Raw genomic sequence first — 967 nt, forward strand, 5'->3', positions numbered from 1 at the left:
GGTGAGCGCATGATAGATGATATCTCAACAGCTTTTAAATGGAATCAAAAGGATGCTTTGTTTGCTGAGCAAATACTTGCTTATGAGGGAACACCAGCAGCAATTAAATATTTTAGTGCACATAGTTCAGAGTTAAGTGACTATGGTTACTGGTTTTTCTTATCGACCTTGTGGGTCAGTTATACCGAGTATTCTGATTTAAAAATATGGAAAACCTTATTTGCAAGTCAGCGGCCTAATAAAGCTATTGGCATTATGAAGCCCAGTGAGTTAAAAGCTTTTGATAATTTGCCCAATAAACTGACATTATATCGAGCTCACCGACCTAACGAATCTGATTGGATTGCGTATACGCTAGATACCACTGTTGCTAAGCATTTTGCAAAAGAACACAAGGTTAATCAAATCTCTGTTTACCGGGTTAAGAAGAATCATGTATTAGCACTCTTTCTACGTCGTAGTGAGCAGGAAATTATCGTGTTAGATAAAAGCTTAGTGAAGTTGAAAAAGATTATTCCGCTTTCGGAGGTGAGTGCATGACTGAAACACAGGTGCTAGTAATTAACGCTGATTTACCCGATATCGATCACCCACTAGCAATCGGGCCCGAACCGGAAATGTTTAAGCTCGCGCAACATAACTACAAATCTGGTGAATGGCCGTTCCCAGTTAGACTGGTTAAGCCTGGGACTAATGTACGCAGTGATGAAGCTTACTTAGCTAATATGTTACCAGATCCCCAAGCTGAAGAACGTGAGCAAATTAGAGATATTCGCCGTGCTCATCGTGATGGTAACCATACGATAAGGGCGTTGACCGATGAGACTGGCTATATTAGTCAGCGGGTTAGCTATCTAGTGCACAAGTACAGTTTGCCGTTGCGGAACGGCTACTGGCGTGCTGAAAAGTACGACAATCCCAACGAAATTATTACTGGACAAACAGTTGATTTGCTAGGTGATAAGAT

The 967-nt window shown here is 41.2% G+C and carries 2 protein-coding genes; both read left to right on the top strand.

Annotated elements, in window-relative coordinates:
* Positions 1 to 540: hypothetical protein (locus MZO41_RS16520; RefSeq protein ID WP_252129716.1), on the top strand; the 540-nt coding region annotated here is incomplete at its 5' end.
* Positions 537 to 967: hypothetical protein (locus MZO41_RS16525; protein ID WP_252129717.1), on the top strand; the 431-nt coding region annotated here is incomplete at its 3' end. The genes MZO41_RS16520 and MZO41_RS16525, both read left to right, overlap by 4 nt.

The sequence above is a fragment of the Lactiplantibacillus sp. C232 genome, assembly GCF_023806725.1.
In the GTDB taxonomy this organism is placed as follows: Bacteria; Bacillota; Bacilli; order Lactobacillales; family Lactobacillaceae; genus Lactiplantibacillus; species Lactiplantibacillus plantarum.